General features: G+C 63.4%; 20 protein-coding genes and 2 pseudogenes. 12 read left to right on the forward strand and 10 right to left on the reverse strand.

The features are described 5' to 3' along the window. The 3 genes from CIT31_RS13330 to CIT31_RS13340 form a co-directional block, all read right to left on the reverse strand. Complete coding sequence (locus CIT31_RS13330; RefSeq protein WP_095518950.1) at positions 1-1,674, reverse strand: NAD(P)H-dependent oxidoreductase subunit E; 1,674 nt, start codon at positions 1,672-1,674, stop codon at positions 1-3. Positions 1,675-1,902: 228 nt separating this feature from the next. Further along, complete coding sequence (locus CIT31_RS13335; protein WP_095519367.1) at positions 1,903-2,142, reverse strand: sulfurtransferase TusA family protein; 240 nt, start codon at positions 2,140-2,142, stop codon at positions 1,903-1,905. 117 nt (positions 2,143-2,259) lie between these two features. Continuing rightward, on the reverse strand, positions 2,260-3,516 hold the full coding sequence (locus CIT31_RS13340; protein WP_095518951.1) for a molybdopterin molybdotransferase MoeA: 1,257 nt from the start codon (positions 3,514-3,516) through the stop codon (positions 2,260-2,262). Positions 3,517-3,697: 181 nt separating this feature from the next. Here CIT31_RS13340 and fdhD point away from each other — a divergent pair, with 181 nt between their 5' ends. Further along, positions 3,698-4,591, forward strand: a complete 894-nt coding sequence (gene fdhD, locus CIT31_RS13345) for a formate dehydrogenase accessory sulfurtransferase FdhD (RefSeq protein WP_095518952.1) — start codon at positions 3,698-3,700, stop codon at positions 4,589-4,591. Further along, positions 4,581-5,213: a molybdenum cofactor guanylyltransferase MobA gene (gene mobA / locus CIT31_RS13350; RefSeq protein WP_095518953.1), complete on the forward strand. Its 633-nt coding sequence runs from the start codon at positions 4,581-4,583 to the stop codon at positions 5,211-5,213. Before fdhD ends, mobA begins: the two co-directional genes overlap by 11 nt. On the opposite strand, the gene CIT31_RS13355 is transcribed toward mobA, so the two are convergent. The 5 genes and pseudogenes from CIT31_RS13355 to CIT31_RS13375 form a co-directional block, all read right to left on the reverse strand. Continuing rightward, positions 5,197-7,137: a molybdopterin biosynthesis protein gene (locus CIT31_RS13355; protein ID WP_095518954.1), complete on the reverse strand. Its 1,941-nt coding sequence runs from the start codon at positions 7,135-7,137 to the stop codon at positions 5,197-5,199. The genes mobA and CIT31_RS13355 overlap by 17 nt on opposite strands. A gap of 7 nt (positions 7,138-7,144) precedes the next feature. Then, the gene (locus CIT31_RS13360; protein WP_095518955.1) at positions 7,145-8,275 is read right to left on the reverse strand and encodes a molybdopterin-binding protein; all 1,131 of its coding nucleotides are present in this window, start codon (positions 8,273-8,275) and stop codon (positions 7,145-7,147) included. Between the two features lie 41 nt (positions 8,276-8,316). Then, the gene (locus CIT31_RS13365; protein WP_165778464.1) at positions 8,317-9,141 is read right to left on the reverse strand and encodes an ABC transporter substrate-binding protein; all 825 of its coding nucleotides are present in this window, start codon (positions 9,139-9,141) and stop codon (positions 8,317-8,319) included. A 35-nt stretch (positions 9,142-9,176) separates the two neighbouring features. After that, positions 9,177-9,896 carry an ATP-binding cassette domain-containing protein gene (locus CIT31_RS13370; protein WP_095519368.1) on the reverse strand — a complete coding sequence of 240 codons (720 nt, stop codon included), beginning with the start codon at positions 9,894-9,896 and terminating at the stop codon, positions 9,177-9,179. 2 nt (positions 9,897-9,898) lie between these two features. After that, positions 9,899-10,592, reverse strand: a pseudogene (locus CIT31_RS13375) (ABC transporter permease). A 35-nt stretch (positions 10,593-10,627) separates the two neighbouring features. On the opposite strand from CIT31_RS13375, the pseudogene CIT31_RS13380 reads away from it, so the two are divergent. Further along, positions 10,628-11,502, forward strand: a pseudogene (locus CIT31_RS13380) (substrate-binding domain-containing protein). A gap of 42 nt (positions 11,503-11,544) precedes the next feature. Here CIT31_RS13380 and CIT31_RS13385 read toward each other — a convergent pair. Continuing rightward, positions 11,545-11,751: a DUF6494 family protein gene (locus CIT31_RS13385; RefSeq protein WP_095518957.1), complete on the reverse strand. Its 207-nt coding sequence runs from the start codon at positions 11,749-11,751 to the stop codon at positions 11,545-11,547. Between the two features lie 109 nt (positions 11,752-11,860). Here CIT31_RS13385 and CIT31_RS13390 point away from each other — a divergent pair, with 109 nt between their 5' ends. Then, positions 11,861-13,147: a c-type cytochrome gene (locus CIT31_RS13390; protein WP_095518958.1), complete on the forward strand. Its 1,287-nt coding sequence runs from the start codon at positions 11,861-11,863 to the stop codon at positions 13,145-13,147. Positions 13,148-13,150: 3 nt separating this feature from the next. On the opposite strand, the gene CIT31_RS13395 is transcribed toward CIT31_RS13390, so the two are convergent. Continuing rightward, complete coding sequence (locus CIT31_RS13395; RefSeq protein WP_095519369.1) at positions 13,151-15,190, reverse strand: 4Fe-4S binding protein; 2,040 nt, start codon at positions 15,188-15,190, stop codon at positions 13,151-13,153. 102 nt (positions 15,191-15,292) lie between these two features. On the opposite strand from CIT31_RS13395, the gene CIT31_RS13400 reads away from it, so the two are divergent. The 8 genes from CIT31_RS13400 (at position 15,293) to CIT31_RS13435 (ending at position 22,741) form a co-directional block, all read left to right on the forward strand. After that, a complete protein-coding gene (locus CIT31_RS13400; protein ID WP_095518959.1) occupies positions 15,293-16,030 on the forward strand; it encodes a biotin/lipoate--protein ligase family protein in 738 nt (245 codons plus the stop codon). Further along, positions 16,021-16,563 carry a DUF6505 family protein gene (locus CIT31_RS13405; RefSeq protein WP_095518960.1) on the forward strand — a complete coding sequence of 181 codons (543 nt, stop codon included), beginning with the start codon at positions 16,021-16,023 and terminating at the stop codon, positions 16,561-16,563. Before CIT31_RS13400 ends, CIT31_RS13405 begins: the two co-directional genes overlap by 10 nt. Further along, positions 16,560-17,576, forward strand: a complete 1,017-nt coding sequence (locus CIT31_RS13410; RefSeq protein ID WP_095518961.1) for a DUF6352 family protein — start codon at positions 16,560-16,562, stop codon at positions 17,574-17,576. Before CIT31_RS13405 ends, CIT31_RS13410 begins: the two co-directional genes overlap by 4 nt. Before the next feature lie 13 nt (positions 17,577-17,589). Further along, entirely contained in the window at positions 17,590-18,102 is a 513-nt protein-coding gene (locus tag CIT31_RS13415; protein WP_095518962.1) for a DUF3305 domain-containing protein, read from the forward strand. After that, on the forward strand, positions 18,099-18,800 hold the full coding sequence (locus CIT31_RS13420) for a DUF3306 domain-containing protein (RefSeq protein WP_095518963.1): 702 nt from the start codon (positions 18,099-18,101) through the stop codon (positions 18,798-18,800). The genes CIT31_RS13415 and CIT31_RS13420 overlap by 4 nt, the downstream gene beginning before the upstream one ends. A 103-nt stretch (positions 18,801-18,903) precedes the next feature. Next, positions 18,904-19,575 (forward strand): TorD/DmsD family molecular chaperone, encoded by a 672-nt coding sequence (locus tag CIT31_RS13425; protein ID WP_095518964.1) that lies wholly within the window; start codon positions 18,904-18,906, stop codon positions 19,573-19,575. Between the two features lie 33 nt (positions 19,576-19,608). Then, complete coding sequence (locus CIT31_RS13430) at positions 19,609-19,821, forward strand: formate dehydrogenase (protein WP_095518965.1); 213 nt, start codon at positions 19,609-19,611, stop codon at positions 19,819-19,821. A 7-nt stretch (positions 19,822-19,828) separates the two neighbouring features. Next, positions 19,829-22,741: a formate dehydrogenase subunit alpha gene (locus CIT31_RS13435; protein ID WP_095518966.1), complete on the forward strand. Its 2,913-nt coding sequence runs from the start codon at positions 19,829-19,831 to the stop codon at positions 22,739-22,741. Positions 22,742-22,754 lie beyond the last annotated feature (13 nt).

Raw genomic sequence — 22,754 nt, forward strand, 5'->3', positions numbered from 1 at the left:
TCAAAGATCATCCCTAAAATGCGTCAAAAGGTGATTGACCGGATTGGGCGCCGCCTGGCCGAGACCGCAGATGGAGGAATCTCGCATCACTGTTTCAAGGTCGCGCATCGCCGTCTCGTTGGGCACGCCCTTCTCTTTCAAGAGCGTTACAAGCTTTTCGGTTCCTTCCCGGCACGGCGTGCATTTCCCGCAACTCTCATGTTTGAAGAAATTCATGAGATTGAGGGTCACATCCTTGATATTGTCGGCTTGCGAAAGCACGACCACCGCATGTGAGCCGACAAAGGCGCCCTGTTTGGCGAGTTCGCCGCCGAAATCGAGTTCAATGTCGCCCATCGACGCCGGAAGGATGCCCCCCGAGGCTCCACCTGGCAGATAGGCCTTGAATTCATGCCCGTCTGCCATGCCGCCGCAATAATCCTCGATCAATTCGCGCACGGTGACGCCGGCCGGGGCCAGCTTGACACCCGGCTCCTTCACATGTCCGGAAACCGACCAGGAGCGAATTCCCTGATGGCCGGGCTTGCCTTGCGCGGCGAACCATTCGGGCCCCTTCTCGACGATGTCGCGAATCCACCACAGCGTCTCGACGTTGTGGTTGAGTGTCGGGCGTCCGAAAAGGCCGACTTCGGCAATATAAGGAGGCCGGTGTCGGGGCATGCCGCGCTTGCCCTCGATGCTTTCCAGCATCGCGCTTTCCTCGCCGCAAATATAGGCGCCGGCGCCGCGCCGCAGTTCGATGAAGCCGGGCTTGACGATGCCGGCCCCCTCGAGCGCCACGATCTCGGCGCGCAAAATGGCGAGCACGGCTGGGTATTCGTCGCGCATGTAGAAGTAAACGCGCTTGGCCTCCACCGCGTAGGCAGCGATCAGCGCCCCTTCTAAGGTACGATGCGGATCGCTTTCAAGATAGACGCGGTCCTTGAAAGTGCCAGGCTCGCCTTCGTCGCCATTGATCGACATCAGCCGCGGCCCTGGATAGCCGCGCACGAAACTCCATTTCTTGCCGGCCGGAAAGCCGGCGCCGCCGAGGCCGCGCAGGCCGGCGTGCTCCATGATCTCGATAATGGCATTCGTGGTCAGCACGCCGTCGCGCACTTTCTGCAAGAGCTGATACCCACCGGCAGCGCGATAGGCATCCAAGCCGACATAGTCAGGCGCCGCTGTGCGGATGTCCCCGTCTCTCGCCATCGCCAACAGCTTGTGGCTTGTCGCGTGGTCGACTTCGCGGTCGCCGACGCGCGCGGCAGGGGCGGTGGCGCAGCGGCCCATGCAGGGCGCACGCATGACGCGGATGGCCTGCGGGTCGGCGTCGCCGGCCAGTTCGCCAAACAGGCGTTCCGCGCCCGCCAGCATGCAGCTTATCGATTCGCAAACCCGGATTGTCAGCGGCGCGGGCCGCGCCTCGCCTTCCTTCACGATATCGAAATGGTCGTAGAAGGTCGCGACCTCGTAAACCTCCACCTGGGACAGGCGCATGTCCTCGGCAAGCGCGCGCAGATGCGCGGCCGACAGACAACCGTAGTGGTCTTGGATCAGATGCAGGAACTCGATCAAGAGATCCCGGCGCCGTTCGCGATGGCCAAGAAGTTCCCGGACATCTGCCAGGGCCACGTCATCCAGCGCCCGCCCTTTGGGTCCGCGATCCGGGGACCGCCGTTGCTGCATTGTCATTCTCTCTCCTCCCGGCGCGAACCCTTCGTCTGAGGAAGGCGGCTCAAGCCACCGATATCGTTGTCAGTTTCTCGCATTACAGTTCAAGTGAGCCGTATCCTGCCCTTGAGCCCGGCGCACCTTTGATCAAGGACCTGGCACACGAGTTGAAGCAATGCCGGTCTGGCAATTTTTAGCATCCCGGGGCGCCGCGACAGAACTGATCTGCGCCCTGATTTGTCGCACGGTTTATACCGGGGCAGCTTGCGCCCTCTCGATCAAGAAAATGATGTGGTCGCCATCCCGTTCCGTCGCCTCCAGGCGGTCGCCCGTTTCCTTGATCAGATTGGGAATGTCTATGGCCGCCAGCGGATCGGTGCAACGGACCTCAAGACGCTCGCCTGGCCTTATGCCGCTGAGCGCCTTGCGGGTTTTCAGCGCCGGCAAGGGACATTTCAATCCCGTCAGATCGAGCTGTCTCGTTGTCATGGTGGCGCACCATGGCGGACCGGTCACCGGTCGTCAACGGCCACGGCCTCCCGGCTGCCGCAAATGAGAGCGGCCAGGGGTCTCGGCAAACTGCGTGCGCCGGCCCGACGGCGTTCGTCAATTCAGGTCCGAATAGGCGAGGAACTGAACGGTCTGACCCGGCTCTACCTGGGCTACTTCCTCGCCGAGTTCGACAAGGCCGTCGGTTTGGACCAAAGAAGACAGCAGGCCCGCGCCCTCGCGCTGGAATTTGACGGCTTCATATGTACCGTCCTGCGTTCCACGCAGGCTTACCCGCACATATTCGCGTCGCCCCGGCTTTTTTCGGTAGGAAAAGGCGGCCCGAATAGGCCGCGAAATTGGTGGCTGCTGCCGTGCGCCGGCCAGTGCCAAGATCGCGGCGCGCGCAATATGGGCGAATGTGACGAAGCTCGCCACCGGATTTCCGGGCAGCCCAATGAAGGCTGTTCCCCTGATCACCCCCATGGCGACTGGTCGGCCGGGTTTTATGGCCACCCGCCAGAATACCAGGGTGCCCACACTCTCTAGTGCTGCCTTGACGCAGTCGGCCTCCCCGGTCGAGACCCCGCCGGAGGCCAGGATCAGGTCCTGGCCTGGGGCAGCCTCGCTCAGCACATCCGCGATCAGGCTGCTGTCGTCAGTCAGAATGCCCAAATCGGTGGTCTCGCAGCCCACTCTTGCGAGCATGGCCATAAGCATGAAACGGTTCGAATCGAAAAGCTGGGCCGGTCCCCGGACATTTCCCGGCGCGACGATCTCGTTGCCGGTCGAGAAGATCGCGACGCGAACTTTGCGCCGGACTTCGAGCTGCGTCATGCCGAGAGCCGCGGCGAGCGCAACATCTTGCGGGCGCATGCGCTGGCCGGCCTGCAGGACCACCTTGCCTGCTGCGACATCCTCGCCCGCCGGCCGCACGTTGGCTCCCCTTTTCAGGCCCGGCGGAAGAATGACCCTGCCGGTCTCGTCGACACGGACATCTTCCTGCATGTAGACCGTGTCTGCCCCCTCCGGCAGCGGAGCGCCAGTGAAGATGCGTATGGCTTGTCCGGGCGCGGCGGGCCGATCCGGGGCCACCCCGGCCTGGATCCTGTCGCTCACGAGGAAAGCTTTTTCAGCGGTTCCCGGCAGGTCGTCGCCGCGCAGTGCATAGCCGTCGACGGCTGAGTTGGTGAAAGGCGGCAGGGGCAGCGGTGCAACTAAATCTCTCGCCAGGACGCGCCCATCGGCATTCGCCAGCTGGACGGTTTCGGTCTCGTCCACAACGGTCAGCCGTGAAGCAATCAGTGCGGCGGTATCATCGACCGATCGCATCGGGCCGCCGAAAGCGAAGCAGTCGTCTGAAAGTTGCGCCATCGAGCCTTCAGCCTCTGTGGATCTGGCCGAACCGGCAGCTCGGCGCCATCCGGCAAGCCAGTCTGCGCTTATAGGCGCTTTTGTCGACCGGCCTGCGTTTGAACAGGGTATATAGTAGACGTCAAGCTGAAGGTTATGCATCCACCCCGGCGAGCGGGATTGCAATTTTCAAGAGAGCGCCATGCAGCAGATGAAAAGCCGACCAGACCCCGCCATCATCATGCCGAGTCCGGAGGACATCCGATTGACCGAACAGGTCAGCGGCATCGATCATACGGGCGCCGCTATTCAAGTCCGCGTCCCCGTTGAACGCCCGCTGACGCTCTATCTGAACGCGCAGGAGATCGTCACGATGATGACGATCAGCGATTATCCCGAATATCTGGCGCTGGGCTACCTGCTCAATCAGAACATGCTCAAATTCGACGACGTCGTAACCGAAGTCGAGTATGACGACGACCTGCAGGTCGTGATCGTTCGTACCGAGCGCAACACCAATTACGAGCAGAAGCTCAAGAAACGGACGCAGACTTCAGGCTGCGCGCAGGGTACGGCTTTCGGCGATCTTCTCGAGGCGCTCGAAAATACCGCTCTGCCGGCAGCCGTACTGCACACCTCCTGGCTTTACCAAATGACCCGTACGATCAACACGACGCCGTCGCTCTATCTTGAAGCGGGCGCGATTCATGGCTGCGTGCTTTGCAAGGAAGGAACGCCGGTCTGTTATATGGAGGATGTCGGGCGCCACAATGCCGTCGACAAGATCGCCGGCTGGATGTATCGCCACGGCATCGATCCGGCCGACAAGATCCTTTATACGACGGGCAGGCTGACGTCGGAAATGACGATCAAGACGGTTCGAATGGGCATTCCGATCCTCGTCTCACGCTCGGGTTTTACCGCTTGGGGCGTCGATTTGGCGCGTCAGGCAGGCTTGACGCTCGTCGGCCGGGCGCGCGGCAAGCGGTTCGCCGTGCTGTCTGGCGAGGATCGGATTGTCTTCGACCAGGACCTCGCTTCCGTCGACGAGGAAGCACCTCGTCACAGACGCAAGGGAGCCGCCGATGGCGAATAAGAAGGTGCCCACCCTGGGCGTCGTTCTCGCCGGGGGGCTCGCCCGGCGCATGGGCGGTGGCGACAAATCCATGCGTCGGATCGACGGACTCACGATCCTCGATCGTGTCCTCGATCGCCTCGGCCCGCAATGCGACGGGCTCTTGCTGAACGCCAATGGCGACCCTGCCCGCTTTGACCGCTTTCGCCTTCCAGTCGTCGCCGACCCGGTCGAGAACTATCCGGGGCCGCTCGCTGGCGTGCTTGCGGGCCTCGATTGGGCTGAGGAGAACAGGCCCGACGTCGAATGGATCGTCAGCGTCGCGGCGGACTGTCCTTTTTTGCCGCGCGACCTCGTCGAACGGCTGCATCGGGCGCGCTTGGCGAAAGGTGCGGATCTGGCGGTGGCGATGTCAGCGCGCCGGACGCATCCTGTCATCGGACTCTGGCAAGTGGCGATGCGCAATGAGTTACGCGATGCACTCGTCGAAGAGGGCATTCGCAAAATCGACCTCTGGACGGCTCGCTACCAGGTTGCCACCGCGTCCTGGCCGGCCAAGCCGGTGGATCCATTCTTCAATGTCAACACGGTCGAAGATTTTGCCGAGGCCGAACGGCTCTGGCACCTTAGCCAGGCCGGATAAAACCCATGGGCTCGATCCCCTCGTTGAATTCAGGCGAAGTGAGCGCGGTAAGGAAGGCCTGCACCGCGGGTCGCTCTTTGCGGGCAGAGACCAGCGCGAAATCATAATGCTCTTCCTTCAGCGCAATGAAACTGAGCCCGGCTGATTGCGCCACCGGCGCAATGGTGACGCCCCAGTCTGCTCGGTTCTGCGCCACGGCCGCCGCGACGGCGTTGTGCGAGCGGGGCTGGTTCCAATATCCGTCGGGACGCGCCGGACCAAGCAGTTGGTCGATCAGGATACGTGTACCCGAGCCCTGGTTGCGGTTGACCATCATGCAATTTGGATCGGCGAGTGCGGCACGCACCGCCTCGTCTGCGTCGGCCCCCTGGAAGCGGATGTCGCTTGGGCGGTAGACGATGCCCTGCATGCGCCGCCATCCCTCCACGAGTTCGAGGCCGTCGCTCAGGAACGGCGCATTGTAGCTTTGCGTCTTGGCGTCGAAGAGGTGGATGGGCGCGATATCGCACTCGCTCCGTTTAGCCGCGGCCAGGCCGCCCAGGCTCCCGACCGCGATAGACCGCACCGTCAGGCCGGCGCGAAACAGAATGCCCACGACGAGATCCAGGCCCGTGCAGTTGCTGCCGATCACCACGAGATCGGGAACACGGACGTGCGGTGTGAACAGCGTGACCGAAGCCTCGCTTCCGGCAGGCATATTGTCGGCTAAAGCTTCGATGCTGATGAAGCCATCCGCCTGGGCAAAGGAGGTTATCGCCCCCGAGCCCTTGCCGGTGGGATAGGCGACCAGCCCCTCATCACCCTCGACCAGCGATACCATCACGAACTCCGTGCGGCCGAGTTCGGATGGAATGCGCAGCGGAACCTTTGCCGTGACCTTCGCTTCGGTCCGAGGCGGCAGGCCCGCCATGCGGCGCAGCAAAGGTACGATCATGTCGTGCAAAGTGAACATGGCCGAAGTCGGAAATCCCGGCAGCACGACGACCGGTTTGCCGTCGCAAACGGCGAGACAGAGCGGCTTTCCCGGCTTCAGCGCCACGCCATGGGCAACGATGCCGGGCGCGCCGAGACGGTTCACGATGCGGTGGCTGACATCACCGGCGCCCTTGGACGTCCCGCCCGACAGTATCAGCACCTCATGGGCCGCTAGCGCCTCGCGCATGGCGGCTTCCAGCTTGGCTTCGTCATCCGGATACGCGCCGAGAAAGCTCGCCTCGCCGCCATTTTCAGTTATCGCGGCGCTGACGATTGCCCCATTGGCGTCGTAAATGCCGGCGGGTCGCAGGGCGTCGCCCGGTTGGACAAGTTCGTCGCCAGTCGACAAAACCGCCACGCGCAGCTTGCGCGCCACCGTCACCAGCGCAATTCCGCAGGCGGCAAGCATGCCAATTTCTCGCGAGCCGATCACCGTTCCGGCACGCAGCAGAACCTCACCGCGGGCAATATCGGATCCGGCATTCGAGATGAACTGGCCGGGCGAGGCTCCGCGCCTGACCTCGATGGCATCACCTTCGGTGGGTTGAGTGTGCTCCACCATGACGATGGCATCGGCGCCGCGCGGCACGGGACCGCCCGTCGAGATGGAGGTGGCGGTGCCTGCGAGCACAGGTATTTGCGGGGCAACACCGCATGCGATAGTTTCGTGGTTGAGCAGGAGCCTGGCAGGAAGGGCCTCCGACGCGGTGGCCATGTCGGCGGCGCGCACGGCAAAACCATCGACGTTCGAACGGTCGAAGGGAGGCACGTCGATAGGAGCCATGACATCATCGGCAAGCGCCAGCCCAAGCGCATCCGCAAGCGTCAGTTCTTCGGTCGGGATCGTTCGCGGAAATAGCGCCGCCTCGAAACGGGCGAGCGCCTCGTCGCGCGACAGGACCGTCAGGAACTGCTCCTGGCCGGTATCTTGGCGGGTCGATCTGGTCATGACTTACTCATCTGGGATCATCGAACACAAAGGCGCCGACAGCTGTTCCCGCAGCACACCCCTCACTGCCGCCTGGAATAGCAAGCCATGCATCCGCCATGCGGATCGCGTCCAGGGAAAAATCTCCTATCGCAAGTGGGGCCCATCTGTCTTGTTCCTGCTTCAGGAGGACGATCTCGGCCAGCCCGACCGTGGAGGAGATTTTTCGCTCCAGTGCTAGGACCGTCTGTCGCCGGGCGCTCCTGCCCGACAGGCGATCGATGGTCGGCTGAACCAGCGCAAGAAAGGCGGCAAAGGCCTGATCGGGCGCTCCGGGCAGAGCAATTATCGGGACCGCGTCGAGCCGGCCGATCGCCGCGGTTCGGCCGGGCTGCAGCGCTATGTTGTGGGCGATGAGCGCCCCACGCGCGGCAAGCACGTCGGCTGTTGCGTCGGCGCGCCCCGCACCAGTGCCTCCAATCAGGATGATCAAATCGCCGGCTGCACTCGCAAGGGCCTGGGCGACGGATCTGGCGTCGCGCGTAACCGTTTCGATATCGAACACCGTCGCGCCAGAGGCTCTTGCGAGGTCGGCGATAAAATGCCCCGTTAAAGTATCGCTCGCCGGGGCGGCGAGATCGATCAGGCGCAACTGCGGTGCCCGCACCGCAATTTCACCAATCCCTACACTCCGCAGGGCGAGGAGGTCCGCGGCCGACAGCCTGTGCCCTGCAATGATGAGTGGTCGGCCCGCCTCCATGTCCTCGCCAGCGCGTCGCACGCCCTGGCCCGGTGCTGCTTCCCCGAGCGCCTGGGGCATCGGGCCGCTGCAATCGATGAGATCGGCATCGAGGACGCAATCGCATCCCTCCGGCATGGCGACGCCTGCCTCTACCCAGACCGGAATTGCCATCAGCGGCAGCGGCGAATAGGCCGACGCACCGGCAAGATCGAGCGCGCGACACGCCCAGCCATCTGTCTTTGCCGTGTCACGGGTGGGCTGCGCGTGTACCAGGGGCGGCATAGCGGCCCCAATCTTTCCAAGCGTCTGGTAAAGCGGCAAAAGAGTGGGCGCAACCGGTACCACCCCGTCGAGGAGTGCGGCGAGAGCCGCTTCGAGACCGGTCAGCGCGCCGAGGGAAGGCTGCATTCTCATCATGTCCGATGATGGGGCAGGTGCGAACCGCTTTGCAACCGACTTCAGAAGCGCTCCTGCTCGGCGTTCGAGAAAAAGAGTTGCTGGCCGTCAATTTTGTATTCGGCAATCGCCTGCTGTCCTTCAGGCGAGATCAGCCAATCTATGAAGCGTTGGCCGGGTTCAGCTTTGACGCTCGCGTGCCTCGCGGGATTCACCAGCATGACGCCGTACTGGTTGAACAGCCTTTCGTCGCCTTCGACCAGGATCTCCAGTTCGCCGCGGTTCTTGAACGCCAGCCATGTGGCGCGATCGGATAGCACATAGGCATTCATGGCGCTGGCTGTGTTGAGCGCAGCGCCCATGCCCTGCCCAATTTCCTTGTACCAGGGCTCCTTCATCGCCGCGACATCGACACCTGCCGCCTTCCAGAGTCCGAGTTCTGCAAAGTGGGTTCCAGATTTGTCACCGCGGGAAACGAAAACAGCTTTCTTGCTCTGGATCGATGTCAAGGCGGCAGCGACATCCGGCGAACCCTTGATGCCGGCCGGGTCGCCTCTGGGCCCGATCAGGACGAAATCATTGTACATCACATCGAAGCGTCTCACGCCAAAACCTTGCCGGACGAATTTCTCCTCCTGCTCCCTGGCATGGACCAAGACCACGTCTGCGTCTCCCCGGCGGCCGGCGTCGAGGGCCTGGCCGGTTCCCTGCGCGACCACCCTCACCTCGATACCGGTCTTTGTGGCGAACAAAGGCAGTATGTGATCGAAAAGGCCGGAATCCCGCGTCGAGGTCGTCGAGGCCACGACGATCGACCGCTCCTGCGCGCCGGCCAATGCGCCGCTGGAGCCGAGGGCAGTCAAAATGATCGCAATTGCGGCAAACAGTCGACGGTTGAACACTGGAAGCTCCGTCTCCGCAGTCAAAGGACGAGGTCTCCTTGAATAAAGGCGGCAGCTTTTGCTGATGATGGGCGATCGAAAAAATCATCGACGCTGGCGTGCTCGCATAGTCGGCCGCAAACGAGGAAGACGACATCTGCCGCGAGCCGGCGCACCTGCCCGAGATCGTGTGAAGCCATGACGATCTTGGTGCCCGATTGCGAGGCCATGAGGATGATCTCCTCGACATGGCGGGTAGCAGCGGGATCAAGACTGGCGGTGGGCTCATCGAGCAGCAGGATCTCGGGCTCGCGCGCCAGTGCGCGGGCAAGCGCCACGCGCTGTTGCTCGCCGCTGGATAAGCGCCGCGCAGCTCGCGCCGCCAGGCCCAGAAGGCCCACACGATCCAGAAGTTCCTCGGTGCGTGCCGCGCGACGATGGCGCCGACAACCAGCTTGCGCCAGTCCGTAGGCGACGTTGGCTGCGACGGAGCAGCGCAGCATCACCGGTTTCTGGAGCAGCATTGCCCGGCGCCCTAGCCCGCGATCGGTGCGCCCACCCCAGCTCACAGTTCCTGCGGAAGGGGCGGCAAGTCCCATGCAAACCCGAAGCAGTGACGTCTTGCCCGCCCCATTGGGACCGAGCACGAGTGTCGGCGCGCCGGGAGTAATCGCCAGGTTCACGCGGTCAAGCATAGTCGTGGCGCCTGCGCTGAGCGAGACGTCCAGAATGAGAGGAAGGTCGGTAAGCGATGCACGCATCATCAAGCCACCCGTTGCTCCGACCACGTTCGCAGGCCCCAGGCAGCGGCATTGATGGCAAGAATGAGGCCGATCAGGATGATGCCGAGCCCCATCGCGAGCGGCAGGTCTCCCTTTGAGGTTTCGAGCCCGATCGTGGTCGTCATGGTTCGGGTAAAGCCTTCTATGTTGCCGCCGACGATCATTACTGTGCCGACTTCGGCGGCCGCCCGCCCGAAGCCGGCGAGCATTGCGGGTGATGAGGCTGAAACGGCTGTCCCACAAGAGCGTTACCACCCTGCCTGTCGGGCCGACGCCCATCGCTGTCAGTTCGTCGCGATATTCGCGCCACAAATCCTCGATGGTCTGGCGCGTCAGAGCTGCGATGATCGGCAGGACGAGAAGCGCCTGCGCGATGACCATGGCGGCCGGTGTGAACAGCAGGCCGAACTCGCCGAGTGGCCCTGATCGGGATAACAGCAGGTAAACGGTCAGGCCGACGACAACTGGCGGCAGGCCCATGAAGCCGTTAACAAGCACCACGAGCGGGGAACGTCCCGGAAAACGCGTCAGAGCCAGCAACGCCCCGAGCGGCAGTCCCACGACGGCTGCAATTGCAACGGCGGCCAGGGTGATGGTTAGCGAAAGACGCACTATCGAGATCAGCGTCGCGTCGCCGCTCGCGATAAGCTGCCATGCACTTAGGCCTTCCGACATTCCCGTTCACCTGCGCCGCGTCGTCCTGTATTCTGCTGCATTTGCTGACGACTCCGGAAGCCTCAGACTATTTGCGCCTGGGCGAACGCAAGCTTTACGAACTGGTCGCCAAAAACAGGATCCGTGCAGCAAAGTGACGGGCAAGTGGCTGTTTCCGCGTAACGAACTCGACCGGTGGGTTCTCTCGGGATTGGCGCATCCTGAGGGACTGATTCCGCCCGAGCCGCCGCCCATAGTCGGCGGCAGCCAGGACGATCTGCTTGAACGGAGCCTTCGCCAGGCAGGCTCCGGTCTCGCCTCGCTGACCGAGGGGACGGGAGCCGGCGTTGCGCGTCTTTTGCGTGGCGAAGTCGCCGCTGCCGCGATCCATTACCACAATGATGCAGCCGACCCCAATGTGGAGGCCGCGCGCGCAATGCCGCGGCTGCACGATGCGGTGCTGATCGGTTTCACGCGGCGCGAACAGGGGCTGCTGCTGCCGCCGGGCAACCCCCGATCGCTCAACAGCCTGGCCGATGTCCTTGAAAGCGGCGCCAAAATGGCGGTGCGTCAGACCGGGGCCGGAGCCCAAATGCTGCTGGATGTCCTGGTCGCCCGCGCCGGCGCCAGCCGGAAGCGGTTGAACCGGCTCGCGCCGCCATGCCTGACAGGGCCTGATCTCGCAGCCGCGATCCGGACCGGGAGGGCCGATTGCGGAATCGCCACACGCGCCGCCGCGCGCGCCGCCGGCCTGGAGTTCGTATCATTGGCGTGGGAGAATTTCGATCTGCTGATGCGGCAGCGAACCTATTTTCAGCCTTCGATCCAGGCGCTGATCCGCCTCATGGCTCAGGACAGCTTCGCCCGGCGCGCCGCAGAACTCACGGGGTATGACACGAGCCCGGCCGGGCAGGTCCGTTTCTTCAATTGAGGTGGGGTGTCAATGGGGCGTCGGACGCGCCGCCGAACCTATTCAGCCGAGGTCGATTTCGCCTTCGACGACGTGGTGCAAACCGGCGCGTTCAGCCGTAATCACGGCCCTCACAGTCAGACGCCCCTGCCCTTTCAGCCCCCCATCCGCCACGGCCCTTTCGATTGCCTGCTGCGAGGTTACGCCGACCTGCTTCAGGAACTTGCGCATCGACACGTTGAAGGGATCGGTTTCCATGTTTTGGGTCATATGATTGCCTCTAATAGCTGGGACGGTGCGGCTGGTCGGATTGCGATCGCATGCTGCTCTCCGGCGAAGGCGCTGCCGGCCAGCGGAACACGGAAACGTATGATGCGCAATGCATAAGACGCTCGCAATGCATTTGCTCGCTGCTGTTTTCCTCGCCGGCGCGACGACACATGGCGCCGAACTGCGCGGGCATGGCGGTCCCGTGCGGGCGATTTCCGTGGCGCCGGACGGAAAGACGGTGGCAACCGGCAGTTTTGACACCAGGGCGATCATCTGGTCGCTGGAGACCGGCGAAGCGCGCGACGTGCTGCTCTTTCATGACGGTGAGGTAAGTGCCGTGGCCGCACTGCCGAACGGGCGCTTTGCCAGTGCGGGTGCGGACGGTCGCATCGCGATCTGGCAAACCGGTCGAGCCGAGCCGGCCCTCATTCTGCAGGGTCACACCGGACCTGTCGCCGACCTCGAACTGTCACCCGACGGATCGATGCTGGCTTCGGCGTCCTGGGACACCACCGTCCGGCTCTGGCCCCTTGCTGGTGGGAAAGCGCGCGTCCTGGAAGGCCATGGCGCAAACGTCAATGCACTCGCCTTCCTGGCGGACGCAACCCTCGTCAGCGCCGGCTATGACGCCACAGTCATCTTTTGGCCGAGTCAGGCTGGGGCGGCGCCGGTTCGGGCCATCATGCCGACGCCGCTCAACACGCTTGTAAGAGCGCCCGGCGACCGGCTGTTCGTCGGAGGTGCGGACGGGCGGGTACGGTTGCTCGATCGGCGCGGCAAAGTGCAGTTGGAAGTTCAGGCCTTACGCAAACCGGTGATTGCGCTCGCCGCCACGCCAGACCCGAACTATCTCGCAGTCGCCGGCATCGATGATGGAATCCTGTTGCTGGACGCTATGAGCCTCTCCACCATCCGCACTCTCGACACATCCGGCGTGGCGGTATGGTCGCTTGCGTTCGCGGCTGGCGGCAAGACGCTTCTGGCTGGCGGCGCCGACCATCTGGTGCGGGAATGGAACATCGCGACGGGCGAGCGCCTTGGAGCCGCTACGGCCGGCAGGGCCGATCCGATGGCCAGATACGCGGGTAATCCGGACGCGGAAGTGTTTCGCGCCTGCGTAGCTTGCCATACTCTCGACCCGAAGGACGGCCATCGAGCCGGGCCCACGCTGCATGGAATTTTCGGGCGCAAAATAGCATCCGTGCCGGGTTACCACTATTCGCCCGCTTTCCGAAAAATGGACATCGTCTGGACACCGGAAACAGTGTCAGCGCTGTTCGAGTTGGGTCCGAACGCCTACACCCCCGGTACCAAGATGCCTGAACAGACGATCAGCAATGCTGAGGATCGGGCAGCCCTGATCCGCTTTCTTCAGGCCGAGACACGTACCGACTAGGGCTCAGACCGCCTTATCGCTCGAACTCTTGCGCTGCCGCTGATAGTCTTCCGTGGTTCGCGGCGGCGAGCGACCAGGGCCGGCATAAGGATCGAAGCCCTCATTCATGGCCGCATCGACACGGCAATTGTCGCACATCCGTACAAGGTCGAGCCGCCGTGCGTTCTCGCCTGCAAACATCCAGTGTTTGCCTTCGAGCTTGGCGACGATCCGCTCGACAGTGCTCCTTGTGCCGAACGGCTTCGCGCAGCGGATGCAGTTGTACGGCTCCTCTTGCTTCACGACCCGGCTGCGAGCGCCCCATGCCTGAAAATCCACCTGCGGCGTCAAGGTGATGACCTTCTCCGGGCAGGTCGCGGCGCAAAGGCCGCACTGCACGCAGGCGCTCTCGGAAAAATATAAGGCCGGCTGCTGCTCGCTGTCGGAAAGCGCCCCCGTTGGACAGGCCGATACACAAGAGAGGCAGAGCGTGCAGCCGTCGACATTGACGTCCAGGCCGCCGAACGGAGCCCCAGCAGGCAACGCCACGCGGTCGACCGGCGTCGGCGCAGCTCGATGGAGCTCGACCATGGTGCTCGTCAGCAAGCTGCGCTTCTTGCCGATGGGCAGGAATGCCGCCGGGCGCCGCGACGCAACGTCTGGGGTAATCATGTCGAGCGCCGAGGCGAGGATGTCGGGATCGTCCGCTTCGATCAATCCGCAGACCTCGGCGCCATAACCGAGAGACTGGCTCAAAAGATTGGCGATCGCGATGTTTGCGGCAATTCCGGTAAGCTCATGCCTGGGCTTGGCCGACGACAGAGCCCTTACAGCGCAAGCGCCCCAAGCGACTGGCGCGGTCCACGCCTCGACCCCTAACTGGGTTGTCTCGTTCACGGTGAGCGGCAGGACATTTGCGGGCAGACCCGCGCCGAACCGGGCGAGTGCGTCGATCAGCGGCTCGCCATGGCCGAGGTCATGGAAAAGGACGATCGCATCGAGGCCGCCCGCCTCCCGATAGGTGAAAAGAAGCGTCCGCAGCCGCCGAAGCAGCGATTCTGCATCCGGCACGGCGTAGGCGGCAGCACCCGTGGGACATGCCGCCGCGCAGCTGCCGCAGCCGGCGCATACTTCCGCATTGATCGCGACGTGGTTGCCGGCAGGCGTTATCGCCCCTGTCGGGCACAGGTCGAGGCACCGCGTGCAGCCGGTGATGCGCGATCTCGAATGGGCGCACAGATCGGCGGAGAAATCGATGAAGCGCGGCTTGTCGAACTCGCCCACCAAGTCGGCAGCCCTTGCGATCGCAGTGGCGACGGAGGCGCGATCGCCGGGATCGGCCTTCACGTAGCCGTCGCGCAATTCATGGGCAGGGAAAAGCGGAACTCCGCCGGAGAGATCAAGGATGATGTCGGCGTTCGAGACGGCTCCATCGCGCGATATCCCGAAGCGAAGCCGATCGCGCGAAGATGGATTGGGCGCCGCGAAATCGTCGACCGTCAGCTCGAAGGCGCCAAGATGGCCGCGCGCTTTGCGGATCGTGCCCTGCATGACCGGAAAATCCCAGACCCGGTGCGGCGCAATTTCGCCCGGACGGCTAAGCAACACAGTGACGTCCAGCTTCTCGGCAAGTTGCCGGCCCGCATCGATCGCCGTCGCGTCGCAGCCATAGACCAGGACGACACCATTGCTCGAAAGCGTAACGAGCGCGGGCGCCGAAGCGGGTTCGGCCGCCATAGCGAGCAGGGCCGCCGCTTTCGGGCCGGCAGCAGCAGCGCCTTGCGACCAGCCCCCCGTCTCGCGAATGTTTGCGAAAACCAGATCGCCTGCGAAACCGAGTTCCTCGGCGAGCTCGCCGAAAAGCGGCGCCTGTTGCGTGCAGCTGATGGTGACTGCTCCGCCGCTGCTCAGGGCGCTGCGCACCCGGTCGAGCTCCGCGCCACAGAACTGGTCCCCCGCCTCGACCCGTGCGCCCGGGCATCCGCGGGCGACGCTGGCACCGAAGCCCGGCATGCTCCGCTCGCAGGAGCAGACCAGGACCGTGGGTTGTTTGGCCAGGCTCATTCCGACTCCCGTGGCATCTTCCTTGCCCACGCGGTAGCGCCTCTTCCTTGGAAGTATTATAAAGACATTACAGTCGCCGTCATCAAAATATGGATCGGCACTATGCGCCCATCTGTCAGCGACCTCCAATTGCCACCGCCTTACAGCCTCGTGCCGCTGAGAGAGGCTGGCGACGCCTTCGCGCATGCCTGCGCGATCGCGGCAGAGGAAGGCGCAGGCACGCTCGCCTGGGTGCGCCGCTACGATCTGGCCGAATTCGCCGTGGTGCTTGAGCCTGAGGAGCCCCTGGAGGAAGCGCGTCGCGCGATCTATGCAGGCATGAACGCGCTCGCCGATGCGCTTGCGGTCCATGCTCCGCCGTCGCGGCCCATCACCTTCGACTGGCCAGGCACTATTCGCGTCGACGGAGTTCTCGTCGGCGGCGCCCGCCTGGGCTGGCCGGAAGGGGCACGGGAGCACGAAATCCCCGACTGGCTCGTCTTCTCAGGCATGATCCGCACTGCCGTCATCCGCGCCGGCGAGCCCGGTCTGCGTCCGCTGCTTGGCGCGCTTGACGAACTAGGCTTCGCTGCGCTCGATGCCGGTGAGATCGTTGCGAGCTTCTCCCGCCATCTGATGGCCGCATTCCACGAATGGAGCGACACCGGCTTCGGTTCGATCGCCAGCCGCTGGCTCGACCGGCTGCCCCGAAAGGGCGATGAGCATACAGAGCTTGCCGGTAACGGAGATCTACTGATTTCCCATATGGCCTCTCAAAGGCTTGGCGAGCGAAAAAGACTGGCCGAAGCGCTTGCCAGGCCTTCCTGGCTCGATCCGAGGACGGGAACGCCATGGATTTGAAGCTGCCGCGAACGATCCGTCTCGATGCTTCGGACACGTTTGTCTATTCGCGCGCTGCAGGACCAGGCGAATGGGCGGTGACCGGCACCTTCCTGTTCTTCGGCGCCGATACCGCCACGCTTTCCGGCAAGGAACGGCAGGCGTTCCGCGCCGGGTTCCTCGGCATTGACAGCTTCGGCTGGTCCACCCTCGTCGTGGTCACGGACGCGACCGCGCATGACCGCGCGGCAGCCGTCGATCGGCTGGCCGAGCAGCTTGTGGTGCGATGCGGTGCGCCGGACATCGAAACGGCGCGCGTCGCCGCCGAAGAGGAGATCGCCTTCGCGCAATCGCTGTGCGACCACCCGCCGAACACGCTGATTGGCGTCAACCGCACCAGCGAACAGGCCGGCATCCGAGAGTCGTTCCGCACCCTGCATCGCAAGGCGAGCCGGCTGGAGCCGGCAACGGCATTCCGCTTCGTCGAAATCGAGGGTGAAGACGCGTCGACGGAAAAGTTCGATCTCCTTGCATTCGCCGGGAGGCAGAAGTGAAGGATTTCTGGATTTCCTCCGGTCATCACCTTCTCGACAGAGATGAGGCCGGGCGCCTGCTCGTGACCGACTCCTTTCTGAAGGCATATTTTGCCCGGCCAGAGCTTCTCCCCCCCGAATCCGCCTGCCCGGCGGAGTTGCGCCTGCATCACGAACTTTTGATGCATCATCCGCGCCGGCCGGTCGCAAAGGAGGAGATCGCCGCCTTGGAGGATCCGGATGCGCGCGAGAACTGGCAGTTCATGATTGCCTTTCGCGATCATGTGCTGGCCGCTCCCTCACTCGAAGCCGCATACCTCGCGCTGGCGCGCGGCTCGGCGGAAAATATCCCCCCGCTGTTCATGAACCAGCTTGCCCAGGTCGTGCTGCGCAATGCGCTGGACGGTCAACATGACGCCTGCGTTCTGCGAGCCGCCGAGCTGTTTTATCGGCCGCAACGCGTGACGTCTCACGAGGGGGCTGTGCTTCTCGCCGATGCCGAAACAATCGAACTGCATGAACAGAACCGCCATGCCTCGCCGCTCCTCAACATGCTTGGTGGTCCAGCTGTCACGGAACTCGAGATACTCGACGATAAGAATCCCGAGAGTTACTTCGCCAGGAGCGACGCTTTCGATATGGTGCTCAAGCTCGGCAGCGCCCGGAGTCCGGCCCGGCGCGGCCTTGCGACCGCAATGGAGATCTGGATTCGCCATCTTGTTGCAGTGGGCGTGGAGATCGAGCCGGTGGAGCGGATCGAGGACGAGGACTGGGCCTGGTTCGTCGGCCTCGACGCCGAAGCGACCCGCATCGGCAATACGCTCTGGGCCGGCGGCGAACTCGACGCGGAGACAGCAAAGCGCGTCGTTGCACTATTCCGGCTCAGCTTTTCCGACACAGGCGAAGTTCAGCCGGCAGTGGGCGCCAGACCCGTCTGGCTCATAATGGCCATGACCGCCGACCGAACGATCCGCATGAAGCCGCAGAACCTCATCGCAGGCCTGCCGTTTCGCGCCCCGGGGACGGTGAATTAGGAGGATTGGTGCCATGGTGCGGGAGACTGCGGAAGTCGGGGTGATCGTCGAGCGACGGACTCTGAACAGCCCGTGGGTCGACCATGTCTGGGTGCCCGTGGCCGTGCTGGCGGGCGCGCCGTGCGCGGCGCCATGGTCAGTGCTGCACGAATCCGACGGCCTGACGCGTTTCTATGCCGGAACGTTCAAGCTCGAGCTCTTCGGGTGCGACACGGGCATGTACCGGGACAACCTCCGTTCGGGGCGGCCTAGCCTCTGGATCGCGCTCCGGTCGAGCCCTGCTCCACCCGGAGTTGTGCTGCACCTGGTGACCGCTGACCCTTTCGAAGGCGAGTCGCTGACAGAGGCTGGCCCCGACATCATCGAAGCCGTGCCTATGCCGATCGAGCTTCAGCAATGGGTGGCCGCCTTCATCGAGACGCATCACGTTGAGCGTCCTTTCATCAAGCGCAAGCGCGATCGGGCGGACAGCAATGCCTTGGCGAGGCGCGGTCCTCGCTCCGGAACGATGGATGATGCCGAATGAGCGCGGGAAGTGACAATGTCTTCGCCCGCTGGTCGCGCCGAAAACAGGCGGCGCGTTACAGCGCGACTGCGGAGCCGCAGAAGGATCAGCTTGCGCCTGACGAAGCTGTGACGCCAGCGGGTGTTGGGGAGCAGCTTGCACCAGCAATTGCGGAGCCGGAGGCCGCCGAGCCTGCCGAGCCCCTCCCCCGTGTCGAGGATTTGACCGCCGAAAGCGACCTTTCGGCCTTCCTACGCAAAGGCGTGCCCAAGATGTTGAAGCGCGCCGCATTGCGCAGGATGTGGTCGCTCGATCCGGCAATTCGTGATCATATCGGGCCTTCCGAATATGCCTGGGACTTCAATAGGCCGGGATCCATGGCGGGATTCGGCCCCTTGAAAGAATCCAGCGAACCTGTCGTGGATTTCCTGTCGACGTTGAGCGGCGGCAACCCGGCCGACCCAGCACGCGCCGCCATGGCTTTGGAGGCACCGGAGAAGGCGTCTGCGGCCACCGTCGTCTTGGCGGACGAGGACGCGAACGCCTCACCCGATGCTTCGCAGGCTGTTACGCCGGACAGTTCGATCGAGCCGGCAACCCGCCAATCCCCTTCGGCCGACGTGGCCGAAACCGCCGCCGGCCGCGACGAAGCTGCCGGCGCCGCGGAATCATCCCCGATTAATCGCCAGCGGCGCCATGGCGGCGCCGTGCCGCACTGATCTGGATATGTGGCCATTTTGGCACAGTTGCTGTTGCAATTGCCGGGCGGGGGACTAGTATTGACTTTACCCACTCGTTGAGGGGCACGGTCGAGGTCAGTAGATGAACCCAGACTTGCGCCTAGAGGAGGCAATCGGCACGTCGTGCGGGGCTGACGCTCTGGTTCCCGGCGTTAGAGATGCTGACGTCGACGACGTGAACAGCGCACGCGCGGATGAGTACGCGCTGCTCGCCACTCTTCTCCTGGCCGCTCCGGATGCAAACCTTATGGCGCGGCTTTCCAGTTTACGGGGCGACACCGAGACGCCGCTCGGCCTGGCTCATGCCGCACTGGGCCAGGCCGCGGCTTCGGCCTCCCCGGCAGCGGTCAGTCGCGAGTATTTCGAGCTCTTCATCGGAGTCGGGCGCGGCGAACTCCTTCCCTACGCCTCATACTACCTGACGGGCTTTCTCAATGAACGGCCGCTTGCCCGTCTACGCGGGGACATGAAGCGCCTCGGCGTTGAACGCGCCGACGGTCATTTTGACCCGGAAGATCATCTCGGCACGCTATTCGAGATCATGAGCGGCTTTGCCGCCACACATTTCGTGGTTCCCGCTGGCGAGGAGCGGGACTTCTTTGAACGTCACATCGCGCCCTGGGCGAGCCGCTTCTTCGCCGATCTGGAAAACGCGGCCGCGGCCAGGTTTTACCGGGCAGTGGGCGTGGTGGGGCGGATTTTCATCGACATTGAAGCCGAAGGCTTCGCCATGGAGGCGCGACGTAGCTCGTGACCTGATCGCGTCGACAGATAGGGAGGATGGCAGATGCAGGAAAAGAAACAGACGGCAATGAACCGCCGCAATTTCCTTCGCGCCTTCGGCGGCGCGTCCACGACCGCCGTGGCCGCCGTGACGCTCAGCCCCGGAGAAGCGCAAGCTTATGATCCCGGCGAGGAGGAGACGAGGGCCCGCTACCGCGAGACCGAGCACGTCAAGGCATTCTACCGTGTGAACGGTTATGAGACGTTGAAGAAGTGAGAGCGCCATGCTGACCAAGCGCAAGAGCGGTCAGGCGAACCGCACAAGATTGCACACGCTGATGGGAACGGTCGCCTCCGCTCCCATCGACCGGCGAACCTTCCTTCGCCGTTCCGGTCTCGTGGCCGGCGGGATGGCTGTAATCGGGTCGTTCCAGCTCGGCACCGTTCAAAAGGCGGCGGCCATCAGTCCGCCGCAGCCGGGCGAGCCCATCGAGCTCAAGAAAAGCGTCTGCACCCATTGCGCGGTCGGCTGCACCGTTACCGCCGAAGTCCAGAACGGGGTTTGGACCGGTCAGGAGCCTTCGTGGGACAGCCCGATCAACCGTGGCTCCCATTGCGCCAAGGGAGCAAGCGTACGCGAGCTCGTACACAGCGACCGCCGACTGAAATACCCGATGAAGCTCACCGCCGGGCAGTGGGAGCGGGTCTCCTGGGACGACGCGATCAATGGGATTGGCGACAAACTGCTCGAGATCCGTGAAAAGTCCGGCCCGGAATCCGTCTACTGGATGGGGTCAGCCAAGTTTTCCAACGAAGGCACCTATCTCTTCCGCAAGCTCGCTGCCCTGTGGGGAACAAACAATCAGGACCACCAGGCCCGCATCTGTCATTCGACGACCGTCGCCGGCGTAGCCAACACCTGGGGCTACGGCGCGATGACGAACTCCTTCAACGATATTCGCAATTCAAAGACCATGATCATCATGGGCGGCAACCCGGCTGAGGCGCATCCGATAGCGATGCAGCATCTGCTGGAAGGCAAGGAACTCAACAAGGCCAATCTGATCGTCATCGATCCCCGTTTCACGCGCACCGCCGCCCATGCGACCGAGTATGTCCGGTTCCGGTCCGGCACTGATATAGCGCTCCTGTGGGGCATGCTTTGGCACATCTTCGAGAACGGCTGGGAGGACAAGGAATTCATCGCGCAGCGCGTCTACGGGATGGATGAGGTCCGCAAGGAAGTCGAGAAGTACACGCCAGAGGAGGTGGAGCAGATCACCGGCGTGCCTGGGGACCAGGTGAAGCTCGTCGCCGAGCTGTTCGCCACGCAGAAGCCGTCGACGATGATCTGGTGCATGGGCCAGACACACCACACGGTTGGTACCGCCAATACGCGCGCGAGCTGCATCCTGTGTCTTGCCACCGGCAATGTCGGCAAGCCGGGTACTGGCGCGAACATCTTCCGGGGCCATGACAATGTACAGGGCGCGACGGATATCGGGCTCGATGTGGTCACCCTGCCCTTCTATTACGGGTTGACGGAAGGCGCCTGGAAGCATTGGTCTCGCGTCTGGGAGATCCCCTACGAGGACCTGCTGAGCCAGTTCGACTCGAAGGAAGCCATGGAAACCCCGGGCATACCGCTGACAAGGTGGTTCGATTCCGTCTCGCTGCCCAAGGACAAGATAGGGCAGCGCGACAGCATTCGTGCTATGTTCATTCAGGGCCACGCCAGCAACAGTATCGCTCGTATTCCGGAATCGATGAAGGGCCTGACAGGCCTGGAATTGCTTGTTGTCGCCGATCCCCATCCCACGACCTGGGCATCACTGGCGGTCGAAGCGGGGCGTCAGGACAACACTTATCTCTTGCCTGTCTGTACGCAGTTCGAGACGTCAGGCTCGCGCGTCGCCTCAAATCGGGCCATCCAGTGGGGCGAGCAGATCGTCAAGCCGAGCTTCGAGCAGAAGGACGACTACCAGGTCATCTATCTCTTGTCGAAGAAGCTCGGGCTTGCCGACAAGATGTTCAAGAAAATAGCCGTCGAGGGAGACCGGCCGGTGCCGGAGGAGGTGCTGCGCGAGATGAACCGCGGGAGCTGGTCAACGGGCTATTGCGGTCAGTCGCCGGAGCGCCTCAAGGCGCATATGAAGAACCAGCACAAGTTCGACCTGGTGACGATGCGGGCTCCGAAGGATGATCCCGAGGTCGGTGGCGACTATTACGGCCTGCCTTGGCCATGTTGGGGCAAGCCGGAGATCCGCCACCCGGGTACGGCCAATCTTTACAGCACCGGCCTGCATGTCATGGACGGCGGTAGCCCGTTCCGCGCCCGCTTCGGCGTCGAACGCAACGGCAAGACCCTCCTGGCGGAAGGTTCGTACACGCAAGGCTCGGAACTCACCGACGGCTATCCGGAGTTCACCATGGCCGTGCTTAAGAAACTCGGCTGGGACAAGGATCTGACGGCGGAAGAACTCGCCGTGATCGAAACGATCGGCGACGACATCAACAAGGTCTCGTGGTCGACAGACCTGTCAGGCGGCATCCAGCGCGTCGTACTCAGCCATGGCTGCCATCCCTACGGCAACGGCAAAGCTCGCGCACTAGCGTGGAACCTGCCCGACCCAGTGCCGATCCATCGCGAGCCGATCTACTCGCCGAAGGTGGACCTGGTCGCAAAATATCCGACCTATCCCGACGCCACACAGTTCCGACTGCCGAACATAGGGTTCAGCGTGCAGCAGGCGGCGGTGGAAAAGGGGATCGCCAAGACGTTCCCACTGATCCTGACTAGCGGCCGGCTCGTCGAATACGAAGGCGGGGGCGAGGAAACGCGGTCGAACAGATGGCTGGCCGAGCTGCAGCAGGAGATGTTCGTTGAGATCAACCCGGCCGATGCGTCCGAACGCGGCATCGGCGATGGAACCTGGGTTTGGGTGAATGGTGCGGAGAACAACTCGAGGGCGCGGGTGAAGGCGCTGGTCACGGAGCGCGTCGGCCGGGGCGTCGCTTTCATGCCCTTCCACTTTGGCGGCTGGTTCCAGGGTAAGGATCTGCGGGCTCACTATCCGCAGGGCTCCGATCCATATGTTCTGGGAGAGAGCGCCAATAGCATCACCACCTACGGCTACGACCCGGTGACGGGCATGCAGGAGCCGAAGTGCACGCTCTGCCAAATCGTAGCGGCGTGAACGGGAGGAACAG

Origin of the sequence: Mesorhizobium wenxiniae (assembly GCF_002284535.1) — a bacterium.
GTDB classification, from domain to species: Bacteria; Pseudomonadota; Alphaproteobacteria; order Rhizobiales; family Rhizobiaceae; genus Mesorhizobium; species Mesorhizobium wenxiniae.